This is a genomic window from Catenovulum adriaticum, from assembly GCF_026725475.1.
Taxonomy (GTDB): Bacteria; Pseudomonadota; Gammaproteobacteria; order Enterobacterales; family Alteromonadaceae; genus Catenovulum; species Catenovulum adriaticum.
Window position 1 is genome coordinate 393,232 of record NZ_CP109965.1, and the last position, 17,012, is coordinate 410,243.

The following is a 17,012-nucleotide window of genomic DNA, read 5'->3' on the forward strand; positions in this document are numbered from 1 at the left end:
TAATTTTAGTTTGATGCAACTAATGAATGCTTAAGCGTCTTTTAAAAAAGCTCTTAGCTGAATTTGATTGCCATCTGAATCGCAAATATTTGCAACTGAAAACAAAGGATTTGACCAAACCCCTTCCAATGATTGACCACCCAAGGCTTCAGCTTTTCTCTGAATCTCTTCGAGATTATCCTCAGTTAGAAATAACTTAACCGAATTAAGGTTATTTTCGGGTATGGTAAACGGTGGTACATGAATGACAATATTTAAACTACCTTGCCCTAAACTAATTAAGTCTTTGGTTTCTAATATAATTTTCATTGAAAAGAGTTCAATATAAAAACTAGCAAGAGATTTTATATTATTTGAGTATATTAAAATGCCATGCTTGGCTGGCCCGTTCATTTTGTCTCCGTGTACAGTGAGTGCTTTTTAGTTAATTAATTTAAATTCAGGTTAATTAAGCTCAACTTGAATATTATCAATTAACCGAGTTTTCCCCAAGTAGGCTGCAGCGATGATAACGAAGGCTCTGGTATGCTGAGTGGCAGCTTGTAAGGTATCTCGGTTTAGCACCCGTAAATAATCAGGCATTAATCCAGCCGCTTTTACTTTTTGTTGAGCCTGTTCACTGAGTTGCTCAAAGTTTTTATTACCTTGTTCAAGCTCGGTTTTCAACTGAGTCAAGGTTTGATATATCACAGCAGCTTGTTGTTTTTCTTTAGCTGATAAATAGCCATTTCGACTACTTTTAGCTAGCCCTGACTTTTCTCTAACGGTTGGTACACCTATCACTGTTACGGGAATAGATAAGTCTTCAACCATGATTTTAATCAGCGCGAGTTGTTGAAAGTCTTTTTCACCAAAACAGGCAACATCTGGCTGCACTAAATTAAAAAGCTTATTAACAATAGTTGTCACCCCTTGGAAATGTCCGGGGCGAGAATCTCCACAATATAAATTAGATAGCTCTGGTACTTCAACCCAGGTTTGCTTAGCCAGCCCTTTTGGATAAATGATATCTGGTGTTGGGGTAAACAATAAATCTACGTCAAGCGCTTGTAAAGCTTGGCTATCGTCAGTTAAGGTCCTGGGGTAGGCATCTAAATCTTCGTTTTGGCCAAATTGCATTGGATTTACAAAAATACTCACCACAATTTTATCGGCTTGTGCTTTAGCGGCTTCTACTAAGCTCAAATGACCTTGATGTAAATTGCCCATGGTTGGCACAAATCCAATGGTTAAACCTTGTTTTTTCCAATCTGAAATTTGTGCTCTAAGTGCAGTAATTTGGTTAATAGTTTGCATAGTTAATAGTTTACATAAAAGTAAGTTACTGATGGCTAAGTATGGGTTGATTATATTTGGCAGTGGCAGTGAGCAAAGTTAAACCATTTTTTGGGACTTGGTTTAACAATTGGCTTAACTCCATACCGCAAGGAAGTGTTAATTCAGGCGCTAACTCAGCAAGCGGATACAATACAAATTCACGGGTTTTCATGCCGTAATGTGGTACGGTTAATCGCTCATTTTGAATTTGCTGTTGGCCAAATAAAATAATATCTAAGTCAAGGGTTCTGGCGCCCCAGCGTTCAGCTTTACGTTCGCGGCCGTGATCTTGCTCTATTTGCTGTAATGCATCTAGCAATTCAAGTGCGCTAGCAGACCAATTTAATTGTACTACGGCGTTTACATAGTCTGGTTGATCTTGTGGACCCATAGGTTTACTACCGTATAACGACGAGACCGAAATATCTGCCGCACTAGGTAGTGCTTGCAACGCTAAAGTAGCTTGTTTTATTTGAGCTAATGGGTTTGCTAAATTACTACCTAAACCTATATAACAAAGAGTCATGATTCTGTCTTTTTAGATCGTCTTGGTTTACGCTTACGAGAACGTTTTTGCTCGTTTACACCAATCTGGCTCAATAATATTTTTTGTTGAGCTTCATCACTTTGTTGGATTTCTGTCCACCATTGACCAATATTAACCAGTTCACCTTGTTCAACCTGAGATCTGAGTAATAAAAAGTCGTAAGCAGCTCTAAATTTGGGGTTTTCTAATAGTTTTAAACAACGTTTGCCAGCTCGTTTTTCTAAGCGCGCTTGCATAAACCAAATTTCTCTTATCGTACTTGAAAAACGTTTTGGTATGACGACATTGTATTGGCCGCTATCAAGTACCGCGCTAATCGCTAAAGAGATAGCATCGTGTTCAGGTACGTCTTCGTCTAAATAATGTTGTTTGCCTGCTTCTACTTCATACCAGAGTAGTGCTGCAAATAAAAAGGCAGGGGTGATTCTTAAGCCTTTATTAATTCGAGCATCTGTATTGGTTAATGCTTGACAAATAAGCTGGTAAGTTTTGCTTTCAGAGTGTTCAACAGCTTGGGCTAAATTTGGGAATATTTGCTGAAATAACTGGTATTCAACTAGTAATTTAAAGGTATCTAAACCTTGGCCAGATAATAATAGTTTTAAGCATTCTTCAAATAGACGCGCTTTAGGAATATTTTGTAATAACGGAGCAAGCGATTTAATAGGATCGCGAGTGGGTTCGGTTATTTGCATATTCAGTTTAACGGCAAAACGGATAGCTCTGAGCATACGCACCGGATCCTCACGGTAACGAGTTTCAGGATCACCAATTAAATCTAATTGTTTATTTTGAATGGCGTCAACGCCACCCCAATAATCATGAATGCTAAAGTCGGCGATATTGTAATAAAGTGCGTTAGCTGAAAAATCTCGTCGCTCAGCATCTTCATTTATGCTGCCGTAAACGTTATCTCGCAGTAGTTGCCCATGTTCTGATTGTTTGCCGGTTTTTGCATCGTCATCGTGGTGTCCACGTAAAGTTGCCACTTCAATGACATCTCGGCCAAATACGATATGCGCTAATCTAAACCGTCGGCCAATTAAACGACAGTTATTAAACAGCCCTTTGATTTGCTCAGGTGTTGCATTAGTTGCAATATCAAAGTCTTTTGGTTGCAAACCTAATAATATATCACGCACACCACCGCCAACTAAATAGGCGTCATATCCGCCATCTTTTAAACGGTATAATACTTTTAGTGCATTCTTACTGATATGCTTGCGAGATATATTGTGTTCAGATCGTGGGATGACTCTTAACTGGCTTTTATAATTAGCCGATTGATTTTTGCCCATTATTTTTTTACACAAACCGATTACGCGACTGATAATAGCTTTGCCCTTTAACTGTTAAAACTGGCGCAATGATATACCAGACAGACAAAAATGAGAATTTTTTAAGCATGAATTTAGTCTATAAGCGAAGATTTAATCAATATTCGTTAATTTTTGGGGACTTTGTTCAATTGCCAATGGTGGATACCCCAATTTAAAATTTCTTGATTTGACTCTAATTTGAGCTCTTTCGGTGGATTTTGGCCTAAACGTGAAAGCACTTCGACTAATAAACTCGCAGAGTTTTTGCTATCTAATGCAGGTGCGCCGGTTTGTTTGCTTAGCTTACGACCATCTTGACCTAAAATAAGCGGAATATGTGCATAATAAGGCGGACTTATTTTAAGTGCTTGATATAAAGCCAGTTGCCAAACTGTGGTGTCTATTAAATCCTGGCCTCGAACAATATGAGTGATGCCTTGAAAAATATCGTCCAGTACAACAGCTAGTTGGTAAGCAAACAATCCGTCTCTGCGTCGAATAATAAAGTCCTCTGCAGATCTTGCAGAATCTATAACAACCTGGTTGTGAATTAAGTCGTGAAATTCGTTAAATGGATTGTTATTAACAAAGCGGATTGCACTGTCTTTTGTTGGAATGTTTAGGTGGCGACAGTGGCCATTATATATACCACCTGAGGCTCTAATGTGTTTTCGTGGGCAGCGACACGCATAAGCTTGCTGCCTAGTTAACCAGCGTTCAAGTTGCTTTTGGTAATCATCTAAACGGTCGCTTTGAAATAAGACTGGTTGATCAGAAACTAAATTAAAATCACTTAACTGTTCAATTATAAGTTCATCAGCGCCGGGCATTTCTCTGGGTGGATCTAGGTTTTCCATACGGATAAGCCAAGTGCCTTGATTCGCTTTGGCGTCTAAATAACTTGCAACGGCAGCTATTAGCGAACCTAAATGTAGAGGACCAGAAGGTGAGGGCGCAAAACGGCCTATATATGGTTTCATGTAGAATGATTAAGACAAGTGAAATTGAACGCCATAAGCGGTTCAATTTAAAAGATAACTAAACAAAAAATGACCTTGATTTGGCCCAAGGTCATTTATTAATAAACGCAGCATTATAATCCTGCGTTTTGTTTCTCTTTAATTTCAGAGAGTGTTTTACAGTCAATACATAAATCTGCAGTTGGTCTCGCTTCTAAGCGACGTATGCCTATTTCAACACCGCACTCTTCGCAAAAACCAAAATCGTCATTTTCAATTAACTGTAGCGTTTTTTCGATCTTTTTGATCAATTTACGCTCACGGTCACGAGTTCTTAATTCTAAACTAAATTCCTCTTCCTGCGACGCACGGTCAACCGGATCCGGAAAATTAGCAGCTTCATCTTGCATATGGTGCATGGTTTTATCAACCTCTGCACGTAATTGGCTTCGCCATGTGGTCAGTATTTTTTTGAAATGCTCTAATTGCTGTTCATTCATATACTCCTCACCAGCCAATGGTTGGTAAGGTTGTAGACCTGCCTGAGCTATTATGCCAGTTGCTTTATTTTTTGTGCCAGCGGGCATCTCACTTCTCCTAATCAATCGCCAGCTTATTGCTAGACGGCTATCTATATCAAAAAGAATCTGAGTAAGCAATCTAAAAAATTAACGATTATTAATTTATAGCTTCAAATCGTTGATAATGCACTCAAACCATTCATTAATAGCAGAAATTTTAAACAACTTGGTCAATAAACGTAAATTCTAGACAAATAGGTAAACTAAAACACTTTTGTTACTTGGTATGTTGATTTACCCATTATCTAAAGTTTAAGTTAAATGAATTCTGCGATGTGAGCCTTATATTGGGATTAACTTTTATTTTTAAATAGGTAAAATGAAAAAACGCCTCTTAAGAGGCGTTTTTTTGAACGGTTAGCTGCTTCCTGTGGTGCGTCCTGCTGATTTCCATGGATTTAGTCTCCGACTAAAACTCGCATCCAGCGTGTCCTTTTCCTTTTACTTTCATCCTGAATGTCTGGCATCTTGCCTAGTCCTTATTTTCCCTACTTCCTTTGTTTGCGTCCTGCGATATAAATACTAGACGAATTGGCTATTTGTTCCAGCACCTATACAAGATATATATTTAGCATAAATTCACGTTGTAAACTAATATACTTACTAAACAATTAGTTAAAGTGTGAACTAGGACTATTTCCACGTGTTTTAACCGTAAAGGCTTTCACTGAGTGAAGATATCTCTTACAGCTTGCACAGCGAATGACTAATTCTTGTATGTACTGCACTGTGAATTATTTTAGAGATAAGGGATATTTTAGGGAGAAAAGATGATGAGCGTATTATTAGCTCATCATCAAATTTGTGGATGTTATTGGCGTATGCCTTCGACATGTAAATCTAAATAAACATGAGTAGAGGCTGGGCCTAAATTAAAATCAATACCATAATCTTTTAATGCAAACTCAGTAGTACCACTAAAACCAGCGCGATAACCACCCCAAGGGTCTTTACCTTCACCTATCTTGCTCGCCATAATGCTTAAGTCATTGGTAACACCATTTAGCGTAAATTTTCCTTTAATTTCAAACTTTCCATCTTTTGCGGGCGTAATAGATGTGCTTACAAATTTAGCAGTTGAATGTTTGCTGGTATCTAAAAAATCTTCACCGCGCAAATGTTTATCTCGTCTAGCGTGGTTGGTATCAACACTACTGGTATCTATGCTGACTGATACTTTAGCCTGTTCAAGGTTATCTGGTTCATAGCTAAATTTGCCTTCAAACTGGTTGAAACGACCTTGTAGCCAACTGTAACCAAGGTGTTTTACTTTAAAATTAATTGAGGCGTGAGCACCTTTCTGGTCGTCATCTATAACATAGTCTGCGGCAATTGCAGAATGAGATAAGGTCATGCCAAGTAATGCAGCCGATAACAAACTGGTTCGTATTTTACTCATAACTCTTCCTTATTTTAGGGGGGTGATACGTTTAATAATGTGATCTTTATAAAAAAACTGATGTTGCACAAAAGCTAATATGTGCAGTATTACCGTGCAGATGAGCAAGTAAGCCGTATATTGATGGACTAAGCCTGCATTGTCTGCCTGAATATCTCCATAGCTTATTAAGGCTGGTACCGAAAACCAATCAAATACAAGGACGGGTTTGCCACTGGCGGTAGACATTAAATAGCCGCTGACTAGTATAATAAAAATACAAACATACATTAATATATGAGTAAATTCAGCTGCTTTATGTTGCCATTTTGGGATATTACTGACGGGTTCCGGCTGTGTTTGAACGCACCGGGCTATAATTCTGACGAATAGAATTATAAATAACAGTATTCCTAGGCTTTTATGTATATCTGGTGCGCGTTGGTACCATGTGTGGTAATAACTTAATTCCACCATCCAAATACCTAAGATAAATAAGCCTATTATTAAAGGTGCTGATAGCCAGTGGATGATTTGAATAATAGTGGAATGAGATTGAGGTTTACTCATTTGGTTTCCTGTAAATATTTAGGTGCATATAGCGGTTGAATAGTTTGCTAAGTTAAGATTGACTCTCGAACAAGTTGAGAGTTCAGTTTACTTAATTTAGTAATTAGTTAGTATTGCTTACATTAGCATTAGTTGCGGTTTATTTGAGTTATATTTTTTTATTATAATTGTTATATTTTCATTGGCAATTTTAGATTTTGGGAGCAATTTCTTTTTTTTTATTAAAAATTAGAGAAAAAGCTAATTTAGGCTTGAGATATAAATCGCGGCATAGCATTATCTTCTAAGGCGAAATTTAATTTATAACAATAGGGAACATGACTATGGTACAAAAGTGTTTATTTCCAGTAGCTGGCTACGGAACTCGATTTTTACCGGCAACAAAAGCTCAAGCAAAAGAGATGCTGCCAATTGTAAATAAGCCTTTGATTCAATATGGCGTAGAAGAAGCATTAGAAGCTGGAATGCAGCAAGTAGGTTTCGTAACAGGCAGAACGAAGCGTGCGATTGCAGATCACTTTGATATTTCATATGAATTAGAGAATGAAATTTCAGGTAGTAGTAAAGAGTGTTATTTAGAATCTATTCGTTACGTTATTAATCATGGTATTTTCTCTTATACCCGTCAACCAGAAATGAAGGGCTTAGGCCATGCTATTTTGTGTGGTGAGACATTAATTGGTAACAATCCGTTTGGGGTAATTTTAGCGGATGATTTATGCTTACCTGAAACCATAGGTGGCGAAGGTGTTATGTCACAAATGGCTAAAATTCATGAAGAAACTGGCTGTTCAGTGGTTGCATTAATGGAAGTACCTGAAGAAAACATTTCAAAATATGGTGTCATTGCAGGAGAAGACATTGGCGGCGGTCGATACCAAGTCAGTAATATGGTTGAAAAACCAGCAAAAGAAGATGCGCCATCTAACTTAGCTATTATTGGCCGTTACATACTAACACCTGATATTTTTGATATTATTCGCAGTACACCACCTGGCAAAAATGGTGAAATTCAATTAACAGATGCTCTTTTAGCGCAAGCTAAACAAGGTAAAGTTATTGGCTATAAATTTAAAGGCACACGTTTTGACTGTGGTAGTGTTGAAGGTTTTGTTGAAGCCACTAACTATGTATTTGAAAACATTTACTCTAAGTAATCTTAACTCGGTTTAATGACTCGGTTTAATGAATAGGTTTCAAACGGCATTTTTTTGCGGGGACTGCGTTAAATTCGCTTGCAATAGGCTAGCTATTGATGCGTGGATTTGCCTTGTCCACACAAAAAATTCTCGTTAGAAACCATGCAGAGCTATAAGGTTAAATCATTCAATTAGTCAGGATACACCTTAACCCGAGTTGAGGTTAAGGTGTATAAAGTCTACTTTGAGCTGATATAAATAGTCCAAACGCAATTAAATGTGTTTGGACTATTCACTTAATAAATAGTCGACCTCAATTGTTCTTCCCCCGTTCTTATAATCAAGTTTGTCGCCCAGTTCTGCGATAAGGGTTAACCCGCGACCATGTTGATCTTTTTGGTTTAACATTTTATTAAGCAAGCAGGTATCAAAGCCTCTACCACTATCCGTAATGGCTAGCCGAACGGTTTTTTCAGTTGGTAAATAAGTGACTTCTAGCTTTAAAAAGCCATCTTGTAAATTTTCTAATGCATTTTGACGCTGACTATAAAATTCAAAAAAACCATCTTCTGCATCTTTTAAATTGGAGTCTAATTCTAATAAGCCGTGATCAACCGAGTTATTGTACATTTCTGCTAATAGCAAAAAGAGCGTCGAACGGTGTTTTTCCATGCCACTAAAAGCAGAGATCATATCAATTACTTGTGCTATAGGATCTTGTGTTCGAATATCATCCGGCAATAATTTTAATTGAATACCCCAGGGTAATTGTGAAATTTCATTTTCATCTTGTGGTAAATCATCCTCCGCAGCTAGACACTTTAATTGTGCGATGGATAAATCGTCAGCTTGTTCCGTTGTGCCTCGAAAATGATCTAAATGAGCAATTAAATCTTTTAATTCAGCTTTTGGATTATGCTGATAGAATGTTTCAAGCCGTTGCTCACCAAACATTTCATCATTGTGGTTCATTGTTTCTGTCACCCCATCAGTAAAAACCAACAGACGGTCATGTGGTGTGACATCACAATTAACCATGGTAGATTCAAACTCACTCCCCTCCAAAATACCAAGTGCCATATGCTGAGGCATTATTTTTTGCTTTAGCCCTTGGGTATCATCAATCACAAAAATTTCTGGCATGCCTCCTGACCAAATAGAAACGGCCTTTCCACTGTTTGAAAGCTCAATGATGGTGGCAGCACAAAACATATCATCAGGTAATAAATTGAGTAGTTGGGTATTTATGGTTTTAGCAATATCGCCTACGATTTGACCTTCGTTTGTCATCGAAAAAAACGTTTGCGCAGTTGGCAAGGCACCCACGGCTGCTGCCAAACCATGGCCCGTAAAATCACCTAAAAATACATACGTGCCGCCTAGTGGACTTCGGTTTGTTAAAAATAGATCGCCGTTAAACATTGAAGCGGGCGACAAATAGTGGCTAACAATTTCGTCTAGATATTGATTGTTAGAAAAGGCATTAGAAAAAATATGCTCAACAATAGCGTGTTCACGTTCGGTTTGGTTTTGATGATATTTAAGTGTGTTTCTTTGTTCCAGTAATCGCTGAGATAGCTCACGGGTGCGTGCGTGAGCTTTAATTTTGGCCGATAACAAAACTTTATCAAAGGGTTTAGTTAAAAAATCGTCACCACCTACTTCAAGACATTGCAGCATTGAATCTTGGTCATCTAACGAAGTAATAAAAATAATAGGTAAATGCAAATCACCCGAGAGGGTTTTTAATATAGGGGCGGTTTCAAAACCGTCCATTACTGGCATGATGACATCCAGTAAAATGATGTCAGGCTGAGTTTGCTCAAAGGTTTCTAATGCATGCTTGCCATTTTCGGCATGAAAAACCTGATAGCCTTCTAATTCAAGCATATATTGAAGCATGGTGCGGTTTAGCTCTTGATCATCCACTACCAAGATTCGCATAAGAGGACTCTCCTTGTAAGCGATAGCATTGAGGTAATAAATCTCAGCGAGTTATGTAAATAGTTAACGTTAGATTTAATCAATATTAAATTTTTTATCAAAGCGAGAAATTTGCAATATCTTTTTTATCTGCGGGCGGCAATTACTAATGGTAATGGATGAAACCTTATCACCTAAGTTTTTTTGCATGTTAAGTAACATGCCTAAGGCTGATGAATCCATGTATTCGGTATTTCGTAAATCAATGATTACCTTGGGTTTATTGTCACCAATATCTTGATAAGCAGCTCTAAATTCTTGAACTAAATTAAAATCGAATTTACCATCAATTTGAATTGTAAAAGTTTCTTTATCGGCCGAAAGGTTTTTTGTTAGGCTCATATTGAGTCTTCCTTTTTATTATTCCATACAATAATTAATTAAATTGAGTTTAGCAGCTAGAAATCATTTGTGAATGGCGAGGTTAATATTATTTTACTAAAGTGCGAACTTTAAAAATTAACAAAATTTAAATAGAAAATAGTGACATAAGGGGGGAGTGCAGGGTATAACTATTTAGATATCTAGCATAATAAAGGTGTGCCTATTTTTATGAGTCAATTAGCTCCTGAAGATTTATCTATTTTGTTGGTCGAACCATCTCCAGTTCAACGCAAAGTGATTATTAAACATTTACAACAAGAATCTATCACTCAAATAGAGCAAGCTGAAGATATTCAATCCGCTCAAGCTTCGGTTGCTCAACATGTTCCAGATTTAATTGTTTGTGCGCTTCACTTTAAAGATGGTACAGGACTCGAACTGTTAAACCATATCAGACACCAAAATACATCTGCTGATGTGCCTTTTATGTTGGTTTCAAGCGAATGGCGAAAAGAACAGTTAGAAGAATTTAAGCAAGCGGGGGTTGTGGCTATTTTACCCAAACCTTTTGACTCGGCTCATTTAGCAACAGCGATTAACTCAACCATTGATTTGCTGTCTAATGATGAATTAGAGCTTGAGCTATTTGACGTGCACGATGTACGTGTATTATTAGTGGATGATAGTAAACTGGCTCGAAACCACATTAAACGAGTGTTACTCAATTTAGGCATAAAACGAATAACAGAAGCAGAAAATGGAGCTCAGGCTAAACAAATATTAATAGATAATATGTTTGACTTAGTGGTGACGGATTTTAATATGCCAGAGCTAGATGGCCGCGAATTAACCGAGTACATTCGTCAGCAAAGCCAGCAATCGCATATTCCAATTTTAATGGTCAGTTCAGAAGCCAACGATGCTCATTTAGCGCATATTGAACGTTCAGGTGTGAACGCGATCTGCGATAAGCCTTTTGAACCTAACATGGTTAAAAAAATACTGTTTGGCTTATTAAACCAATAATAGTGCAGCCCTGATAGCCGCATCTAGTTTATTTTTTGCCCTGTTTTTTAGACAAAATGCAATTATTACTTTTTAAGCTTGGCTGGCAATGATAAACTACGCCGCCCAATTAATCTGATTCAGATTATATTAGGGTATAGGTAGCCGTTTTGGTCGCGAAGTGGCTACATTTCATTTTTTATCGGAGTATATTTATGTCAACTATCGAATTAACCGCAAATGTGCGTAGCGATTTGGGGAAAGGTGCGAGCCGCCGCCTACGTCACGCAGATCTAATCCCAGCTGTAGTTTATGGCGCTAACAAAGATGCTGTATCTATCGCTTTAGAACACCGCTTAGTAATTAAAGCACAAGAGCAAGAAAGCTTTTATTCTCAAGTTATTAATTTAGTGATTGACGGTGAGAAAAACGATGTAATCGTTAAAGATATTCAACGTCATCCGTTCAAGCCAAAAATTATGCACGTTGACTTTTTACGTGTTGTTGCTGGTCAAGAAATTCACACAACTATTCCAGTTCACTTTGTTAATGAAGACAAGCCAGCTAAAGCTGGTGGTGTAGTTTCTCACCACGTAACTGAAATTGAAATTGCTTGTTTACCAAAAGACTTACCAGAGTTTATTGAAGTAGACGTTGCAGCACTTAAAGTGGGTGACTCACTACATTTAACTGATGTTACATTGCCTGCAGGCGTTAGCTCAGTTGAATTAGCTAAAGGCGAAGATCACGATGTTGCTATCGTAACTGTAGATAAGCCTAAAGCTTCAGCAGCAGACGAAGACGACGCTGACGAAGCTGAAACAGACGCTGAATAATATCGGGTCTATACCTGATGACAGAGACTGTTAAATTAATCGTGGGCCTGGGAAATCCGGGCCGCGAATATGAAAGAACTCGCCATAATGCTGGAGAGTGGTACGTCCGCGAACTAGCGCAAAGATATAACGCTCAACTCAAACTCGATCCTAAATATTTTGGTTTCACGGGTTTAATTCAAATTAACGGCCAAGACCTACGTTTACTTATCCCAACTACTTTTATGAATAGAAGTGGACAAGCGGTCGCAGCTCTAGCTCAGTTTTATAAAATTCCGGCAGAACAAATTTTAATTGCCCATGATGAGTTAGATATACCCCCTGGTGTTGCAAAATTTAAACGCGGAGGCGGCCATGGTGGTCACAATGGTTTAAAAGACAGCATTAGTCGACTGGCAAATAATAAAGATTTTTTACGTTTACGTATTGGAATTGGACACCCAGGTCACAGAGAACAAGTAACCGGACACGTTTTAGGCAAAGCGCCAAAAGTTGAGCAAGAAGTAATAGATGCCGTGATAGACGAAGCGGTGAGATGCACAGAAGTTTGGTTTCGCGATGGATATACCAAAGCGGTAAGCCGATTACATAGTTTTAAAGCATAAGGTTTTTAGATATGGGTTTTAAATGCGGTATCGTCGGTTTGCCAAATGTCGGTAAATCAACATTATTTAATGCATTAACAGAAGCGGGCATTGAAGCCGCTAACTTTCCATTTTGTACCATTGAGCCAAACACAGGGGTTGTACCTGTACCTGATCCAAGATTAGATGCCTTGGCTAAAATTGTAAATCCTCAGCGAATTTTGCCTACAACTATGGAATTTGTTGATATTGCAGGTTTAGTTGCAGGTGCTTCTAAAGGTGAAGGGTTAGGTAACAAGTTTTTAGCGAACATTCGCGAAACTGACGCAATTGGTCATGTGGTTCGTTGTTTTGAAAGTGACAACATAGTTCACGTTGCAGGTAAGGTAAACCCTGCAGAAGATATTGATACTATTAATACTGAACTTGCCTTATCTGACATGGATACTTGTGAAAAAGCCATGCTGCGCGCTGCTAAAAAAGCGAAAGGCGGTGATAAAGATGCTAAAGCTGAATTAGAAGTATTAGAAAAGCTAAAACCAGTTTTAGACGAAGGTGAAATGTTACGTAGTGTTGATTTAGAGCCAGAAGAAAAAGCGGCTATATCATACTTAAACTTTTTAACGTTAAAACCAACCATGTACATTGCAAATGTAAGTGACGATGGTTTTGAAAATAACCCTCATTTAGATGTCGTAAAAGCTATCGCTGAAAAAGAAAACGCGATAGTTGTACCTGTTTGTGCTGAAATAGAAGCTGAATTAGCAGACTTAGACGCAGATGACAGAGCTGATTTTATGGCTGACTTAGGTTTAACAGAGCCAGGCTTAAATCGGGTTATCCGTGGTGGTTACCAACTATTAAATTTACATACTTATTTCACAGCAGGTGTTAAAGAAGTGAGGGCTTGGACCATTAAGGTAAATTCAACCGCGCCACAAGCGGCTGGTAAAATCCATACTGACTTTGAAAAAGGCTTTATCCGAGCTGAAGTGGTTGGCTATGATGACTACATCGATAATAATGGTGAATCAGGCGCAAAAGACTCTGGTAAATGGCGTCTTGAAGGTAAAGATTATATCGTTAAAGATGGTGATGTCATTCACTTCCGATTTAACGTGTAATTATAACTTTACATTCGAATTATTAAAAAAGCCGCTGTAACAGCGGCTTTTGTGTTTTTAGGCTGAGCTAGATTAAGTTAGGTCGATATAAAGTACACACAAACTGTTGGCTGGTGTGTACTTTATAATCGTTATAGGTTGAGTTAAGCAAATAGCCTGCCGATACCTTTATTAATTTGAGCGGGTATGCATATCCTCATCCACTTGAATATAATCAAGCTTTTTTGGTTTTTTCGGCTGTACTAATTGATCATTTTTAGCTGCAAAACTTCGGAAACGATAAAATCGATAGCCAACTTCTTTTATATGTTTAACTAGTTCAGGAAATGGTTTGTCAGCCAAATCAACAATACCTACATTATAATTTTCACCGTCACCACGCCCAGTTGGCGGTTGCTCGGCGTACTGAAACCAATGCGTACCAACAATGTATGGGTTAAGTAACGCGCTATCTAAATATTGAGTATATAATTCAGCGCGATGAGACTGGCTATTAGCTGAAACCACACCTAAATGCAACGCCCCACGGTCTAATGCGCCAAAGTGAAACTCGCCAATCAATATGGGTTTATCTACGTCTTCAGGCAAGCCTACATTCGTAACCTCGTATTGATATTTATTCATGCTGATCACATCGGTATATTCAGCCGCCGTACTAATAACGGTATCGCTGTTTGCCCAAGCTAAGCGACACCCTAAATAAAGCGCATTAGGCGCAACTTTTTTTAGCTCAGCACGCACTGTTGAAAAGTAAGTAGTGACAATTTTTTTATAAAACGCACTTAAATCTGACCAAGCTTTACTTTTATTTGGCGCGTTTGTTGAGTTTAATAAGGCATCCCAAGAGTTATAGTTTGAACCCCAAGTTTTATTCAAACCAGCAATACTCTGGTATTTGCTTTTAAGGTCTTTAACAAATTCTATTTTTGCTGGTTGGTCAGCAGGGCTCTCTAATGTAGCAATAGCAAGTGAGCCTTCAGCGCCCCAAGATAATTCATTTTCAATAAAAAAGCCTAATAGCCAAGGAGCATCTACGGTGTGCTCGCGATTAGATAGCGCTTTTTTTAATTGCCGTTTAAAGCTGGGATCAAATACATCGTGAAACTTACCCCAATAGCCTTTAGAAGCTTCAATTTTTTTGGTGCCGCGTACCCAAACTGTTTCTGTGTAAGGCGTAATGCCATCTGTCGTTAAGCGTCGATCTGAAGCCACGCCTAACGTATTCATCCCCCAACTGCGGATTCGAGCATGAGTTACTTGGCCAAATTCTTTGCGCCAGTCTGAACCATATTTTTGATACAAATTAGATGCTGTAAAATTATAAGTCTCGCGCTGCGCTAAGGTTTTGTAGTACCCGTGAGAAGCTCGTCCCGCTGTCGAATAAAATTTTCCATAAGGAGAATCTTTTTCTGGTAACCACTCAAAATAAGATTCTCGATCTGTAATGCCCGTTGTTGCTGTACCAGCATTGACAACGCCAACCCCATGAGACCAAAATAGACGGCCATTTGGATCAACAAACCACCAAGCATCGTTATGTTTTTCAGTTCTAAAATAGCCGGTCGCTTTTAACTGAGGGCCGTTTTTCCATCCGCCATATTGATTAAATTCTGCGGGGCCAGGTTCAGTCGAAAGTGCTCTTTTTTCGTCTTTAGCTTGCTGCTGTAAATCATCAACTGAGAGTGTTTTATCTGGCCAGTGGGCATGTTTATATTGACCAAAGCGATCTATAAATGGCAGGAAACCTTCGGGGTCAATCCAACGAACCGGATTTGTCGCCCGAATATTATCAATTAATAATTTATGCTCGTTGGTCGGATAGTTAATTGTGACTTTAACTTGATCAATCGCACTTAAATCTGTTTTAGCTTGGCCGGGTGCTGCACGCATGGCTAAAAGGTTAAGTGGTTCGCTAAAGCGCCAAGGTGTTGTGCTAATATCATCTGAAACGGTTTTAGTTTCGCCTGGAGCTAAATCAAAGCGGATTTCCATTTGCCATGCTTCCATACCATCTTCAGGGTTGCCCACTTTAAAAATAATTCTTGCTGGATGTTCGCCCACATTGGTGATGTCCATTTTCACGTGATAATAGTTGTTTAAATCCCAATTCCCATTTGGACGTTTAATGGTGACACCGGGAGAGCCTGAGTGCATCCCGGTTTCAAGAAGCAACTGACGTGAGCCTTGTTTATTTATCAAGCTCACCTTTGCATCATCAGTTTTTAATGCACTTAGCTCAAAGTTCTGTTCGAAATCGAATAAAGTAACACTGTCAGGCACTGTCTTTGTTAGTGGTTGCGCCACAAGCGTACTCGTTGAGATTAAACCTGCCGTAAAGCATGCTTTGACAAGCCGAGTAAAAGTAAAACTTTTCATCACTCATACCTTTCTATTATATAAATTTGAATTAGGATCTTTCTAACACTAGGAGGTTATAAATACTCGAAGTGCAAAGAGATATTTTTATTATGTATACAGTAAATTGTATACATAATAATGCCTGATTTAATTTAAATGCAAATTTCTTGTTAAAAGTGTTTTATGGTGGTGAAGCGTATGATGGATTGGGTATTATCACAGAGCAGGGATTTTATCTTAGTTTTCAAGCATGGAGTTTTCATTTTTCATGAAGATCTAATTGAACGTAAGTTTTAAGGTTAATACTGCTCTTTAGTATTAAATATGCTTAGAAAATTAAACTTGTTAATGGTGCGTTTATTTAAATAGAACAACGTAAAACGGTCTGAATTGTACAAGGGGGTGTTAGCGTAAGTGTTCGGCATGAGTTTATAAGCTGGTTAATTAATGCAATTAATTGACGTTTCAAGTGTTCTGATTGATATTTAGACAAGAATTGTTGTTTTTTTGAGTGTTTGAATAAAAAGTGCAAAAAGAAGTGAAATTCTTTAAAAAAAGGGGTTGACGAGTAGGGGGCAGATAAGCATAATACGCGCCACTTGCTGAGAGGCAAGCTGTAGTGGCTACATAGCTCAGCTGGTTAGAGCACATCACTCATAATGATGGGGTCCCAGGTTCAAATCCCGGTGTAGCCACCACTACTTTTTATGCGGACGTGGCGGAATTGGTAGACGCGCTGGATTTAGGTTCCAGTATCGCAAGATGTGAGAGTTCAAGTCTCTCCGTCCGCACCATAATGATGGGGTATCGCCAAGTGGTAAGGCAGCGGGTTTTGATCTCGCCATTCCCAAGTTCGAATCTTGGTACCCCAGCCATTTTCTAAAAGTAGTTTTTCACCCTTTGCTGGGGTATCGCCAAGTGGTAAGGCAGCGGGTTTTGATCTCGCCATTCCCAAGTTCGAATCTTGGTACCCCAGCCATTTATCTTA

Annotated in this window: 16 protein-coding genes and 4 tRNA genes; 9 read left to right on the forward strand and 11 right to left on the reverse strand. The window is 38.4% G+C overall.

The features are described 5' to 3' along the window. Positions 1-30: 30 nt before the first annotated feature. From OLW01_RS01695 to OLW01_RS01730, 8 genes are all read right to left on the reverse strand, one after another. On the reverse strand, positions 31-393 hold the full coding sequence (locus OLW01_RS01695) for a VOC family protein (protein WP_268074908.1): 363 nt from the start codon (positions 391-393) through the stop codon (positions 31-33). Between the two features lie 51 nt (positions 394-444). Next, positions 445-1,296, reverse strand: coding sequence for a pantoate--beta-alanine ligase (gene panC / locus OLW01_RS01700; protein WP_268074909.1), 852 nt, complete (start codon positions 1,294-1,296; stop codon positions 445-447). Positions 1,297-1,321: 25 nt separating this feature from the next. Beyond that, positions 1,322-1,843: a 2-amino-4-hydroxy-6-hydroxymethyldihydropteridine diphosphokinase gene (gene folK, locus OLW01_RS01705; protein WP_268074910.1), complete on the reverse strand. Its 522-nt coding sequence runs from the start codon at positions 1,841-1,843 to the stop codon at positions 1,322-1,324. Then, positions 1,840-3,162, reverse strand: coding sequence for a polynucleotide adenylyltransferase PcnB (gene pcnB / locus OLW01_RS01710; RefSeq protein ID WP_268074911.1), 1,323 nt, complete (start codon positions 3,160-3,162; stop codon positions 1,840-1,842). The genes folK and pcnB overlap by 4 nt, the downstream gene beginning before the upstream one ends. A 146-nt stretch (positions 3,163-3,308) precedes the next feature. Continuing rightward, positions 3,309-4,163, reverse strand: a complete 855-nt coding sequence (gluQRS, locus tag OLW01_RS01715) for a tRNA glutamyl-Q(34) synthetase GluQRS (protein ID WP_268074912.1) — start codon at positions 4,161-4,163, stop codon at positions 3,309-3,311. Between the two features lie 113 nt (positions 4,164-4,276). Beyond that, positions 4,277-4,729 carry an RNA polymerase-binding protein DksA gene (gene dksA / locus OLW01_RS01720; RefSeq protein WP_268074913.1) on the reverse strand — a complete coding sequence of 151 codons (453 nt, stop codon included), beginning with the start codon at positions 4,727-4,729 and terminating at the stop codon, positions 4,277-4,279. A gap of 805 nt (positions 4,730-5,534) precedes the next feature. Beyond that, the gene (locus OLW01_RS01725) at positions 5,535-6,122 is read right to left on the reverse strand and encodes a YceI family protein (protein WP_268074914.1); all 588 of its coding nucleotides are present in this window, start codon (positions 6,120-6,122) and stop codon (positions 5,535-5,537) included. Between the two features lie 9 nt (positions 6,123-6,131). Beyond that, complete coding sequence (locus tag OLW01_RS01730) at positions 6,132-6,671, reverse strand: cytochrome b (RefSeq protein WP_268074915.1); 540 nt, start codon at positions 6,669-6,671, stop codon at positions 6,132-6,134. A gap of 323 nt (positions 6,672-6,994) precedes the next feature. Between OLW01_RS01730 and galU the strand changes: the two genes are divergently transcribed. After that, complete coding sequence (gene galU / locus OLW01_RS01735; protein WP_268074916.1) at positions 6,995-7,828, forward strand: UTP--glucose-1-phosphate uridylyltransferase GalU; 834 nt, start codon at positions 6,995-6,997, stop codon at positions 7,826-7,828. 270 nt (positions 7,829-8,098) lie between these two features. Here the strand turns inward: galU and OLW01_RS01740 are convergent, their stop codons facing one another. Both OLW01_RS01740 and OLW01_RS01745 read right to left on the reverse strand, forming a co-directional pair. After that, complete coding sequence (locus OLW01_RS01740) at positions 8,099-9,754, reverse strand: fused response regulator/phosphatase (protein ID WP_268074917.1); 1,656 nt, start codon at positions 9,752-9,754, stop codon at positions 8,099-8,101. A gap of 75 nt (positions 9,755-9,829) precedes the next feature. Continuing rightward, the gene (locus tag OLW01_RS01745; RefSeq protein WP_268074918.1) at positions 9,830-10,135 is read right to left on the reverse strand and encodes an STAS domain-containing protein; all 306 of its coding nucleotides are present in this window, start codon (positions 10,133-10,135) and stop codon (positions 9,830-9,832) included. A 210-nt stretch (positions 10,136-10,345) separates the two neighbouring features. Between OLW01_RS01745 and OLW01_RS01750 the strand changes: the two genes are divergently transcribed. The 4 genes from OLW01_RS01750 (at position 10,346) to ychF (ending at position 13,666) form a co-directional block, all read left to right on the forward strand. After that, positions 10,346-11,143 (forward strand): response regulator, encoded by a 798-nt coding sequence (locus OLW01_RS01750; RefSeq protein WP_268074919.1) that lies wholly within the window; start codon positions 10,346-10,348, stop codon positions 11,141-11,143. A 188-nt stretch (positions 11,144-11,331) separates the two neighbouring features. After that, entirely contained in the window at positions 11,332-11,958 is a 627-nt protein-coding gene (locus OLW01_RS01755) for a 50S ribosomal protein L25/general stress protein Ctc (RefSeq protein ID WP_428980181.1), read from the forward strand. Between the two features lie 17 nt (positions 11,959-11,975). Next, positions 11,976-12,563 (forward strand): aminoacyl-tRNA hydrolase, encoded by a 588-nt coding sequence (gene pth / locus OLW01_RS01760; RefSeq protein ID WP_268074921.1) that lies wholly within the window; start codon positions 11,976-11,978, stop codon positions 12,561-12,563. Between the two features lie 11 nt (positions 12,564-12,574). Continuing rightward, positions 12,575-13,666 carry a redox-regulated ATPase YchF gene (ychF, locus tag OLW01_RS01765; RefSeq protein WP_268074922.1) on the forward strand — a complete coding sequence of 364 codons (1,092 nt, stop codon included), beginning with the start codon at positions 12,575-12,577 and terminating at the stop codon, positions 13,664-13,666. Positions 13,667-13,837: 171 nt separating this feature from the next. Here ychF and OLW01_RS01770 read toward each other — a convergent pair whose 3' ends face one another. After that, positions 13,838-15,970 carry a beta-galactosidase gene (locus OLW01_RS01770; protein ID WP_268074923.1) on the reverse strand — a complete coding sequence of 711 codons (2,133 nt, stop codon included), beginning with the start codon at positions 15,968-15,970 and terminating at the stop codon, positions 13,838-13,840. Between the two features lie 675 nt (positions 15,971-16,645). Between OLW01_RS01770 and OLW01_RS01775 the strand changes: the two genes are divergently transcribed. The 4 genes from OLW01_RS01775 to OLW01_RS01790 all read left to right on the forward strand — a co-directional run bounded on the left by OLW01_RS01775 (position 16,646) and on the right by OLW01_RS01790 (position 17,003). Then, positions 16,646-16,722 (forward strand) — tRNA-Met (locus tag OLW01_RS01775). An 11-nt stretch (positions 16,723-16,733) separates the two neighbouring features. Then, positions 16,734-16,818, forward strand: a tRNA-Leu gene (locus OLW01_RS01780). Between the two features lie 6 nt (positions 16,819-16,824). Beyond that, positions 16,825-16,899, forward strand: a tRNA-Gln gene (locus tag OLW01_RS01785). 29 nt (positions 16,900-16,928) lie between these two features. Then, a tRNA-Gln gene (locus tag OLW01_RS01790) sits at positions 16,929-17,003 on the forward strand. The last annotated feature ends 9 nt before the right edge of the window (positions 17,004-17,012 follow it).